This is a genomic window from Cupriavidus sp. NPDC089707 (assembly GCF_044748965.1).
Classification (GTDB): domain Bacteria; phylum Pseudomonadota; class Gammaproteobacteria; order Burkholderiales; family Burkholderiaceae; genus Cupriavidus.
The window spans coordinates 1-1,595 of the sequence record NZ_JBIVHB010000061.1 but is presented as its reverse complement, the minus strand read 5'-3'; the positions used below and the strand labels follow the sequence as shown (position 1 = coordinate 1,595).

General features: G+C 65.3%; 1 protein-coding gene. It reads left to right on the top strand.

Annotated elements, in window-relative coordinates:
• The first annotated feature begins 261 nt into the window (after positions 1-261).
• Positions 262-1,575: an IS110 family transposase gene (locus ACIP1U_RS32585; protein WP_400324065.1), complete on the top strand. Its 1,314-nt coding sequence runs from the start codon at positions 262-264 to the stop codon at positions 1,573-1,575.
• Positions 1,576-1,595: the final 20 nt, after the last annotated feature.

Sequence of the window (1,595 nt, the reverse complement as noted above, 5' to 3'; positions counted from 1 at the left end):
GCGGGAGAGATGACTGCATGCCCCTCATGCCGGCTTGCCGCCAGGAACCGGTAGTACAGTGGTTGATGCTCGGTTTTGACGCGCAGTGTGGCCGCGTCCCCTCTGGTGCACATTCTGTTGCCCGTGGGAGAGACTGGCTCCGGCAGATGACATTTGGCTTGTTTGGTGAGCGTCGTTAGCTTCCCGCTGGGTAGGTTTGTTCCCATTCTGTGTCTGCCGGGCACGTTGGCGCCGAGCCTTCCGCGCAAGAGGAGGCCACAAATGAAAACGCTACCGGTATTGGATGAGCACGCCACAGGCATCGACGTGGGCAGCGAGAAGCTGCACGTGTCGATTGGCGGCGACACCCCGCGGGTCTTTGGCACCATGACCCAGGAGGTGTCGGCGCTGGCCGACTGGCTGCACGAGCAGGGCGTGCGCTCGGTGGCCATGGAGGCGACTGGCGTGTACTGGCTGTACCTGTACGGCGCGCTGGAGGCCGCCGGCATGACCGTGCTGGTGGTCAACGGCCGGCACGTGCGCAACCTGCCCGGACGCAAGACCGACATGGCCGACTGCCAGTGGCTGGCCACGCTGCATGCGCACGGCCTGCTGCACTCGGGCTTCGTGCCCCCAGCCGAAATCCGCCAACTGCAGGACTACCTGCGCCTGCGGCAGGACCACATCACGATGGCCGCCAGCCATGTACAGCACATGCAAAAGGCGCTCGAGCGCATGAACATCAAGTTCCATGCGGTCATCAGCGACCTCACCGGGGTCAGCGGGCTCAAGGTCATCAAAGCCATCCTGGCCGGCCGGCGCGACCCCGCTTACCTGCTGACGCTGTGCGATGCGCAGATCCGCAAGCACAAGGGCGACCGGGTCAAGGAGTCGCTGCGCGGCATGTGGAAGGACGAACACCTGTTTGCGCTGCGCCAGGCCTTGCACAGCTGGCAGCACTACCAGAGCCAGATCAGCGAATGCGATCGCGCCATCGAGCAGGTGCTGCGCGAACTGAGCGGCCCGCCCCATGACGATGGCCCCGCCTCACCGGCCAAGCCGGGCGGCACGCACACGCCCAAGATCGACGGGCTGCACCGCATGCTGCTGCGGCTGTGCGGTGGCAATGATCCCACCCAGCTGCCCGGGCTGGCCGACTACTCGCTGCTGTTGGTGATCGGTGAGGTCGGCACCGACCTGAGCCGCTGGCCCAGTGAAAAGCACTTCACCGCATGGACCGGACTCGCGCCCGGCGCCCACCAGAGTGGCAAGCGCCACGCCCAGCAGTCCCGCCACCGCAACCGTACCGGGCAACTGTTCTGCCAGATGGCCCGCAGCCTGGCCAACAGCGTCGACAAGGCGCTGGGTGGCTTCTATCGCCGCCTCAAGGCCCGCCGCGGCGGGCTCATCGCCAACAAGGCGCTCGCCCGCAAGCTCGCCGCCTTGTTCTGGCAAACCATGGTCAAAGGCTCCAGCTACGTCGAACAAGGCCTGCAACGCTACCAGGCCCGCACGGCGCAAACCGAACAACGCGTGCTACGCAAGCTCGCGCTCAAACATGGCTTGAATCTCGTGCCAGCAAAAACAATGAGTTAGCTCAGGTTCCTGGGTAGGGG

Bases quoted from the DNA above. Each gene is read 5' to 3' on its own strand.
- ACIP1U_RS32585 (WP_400324065.1), top strand. From the start codon at position 262: ATGAAAACGCTACCGGTATTGGATGAGCACGCCACAGGCATCGACGTG.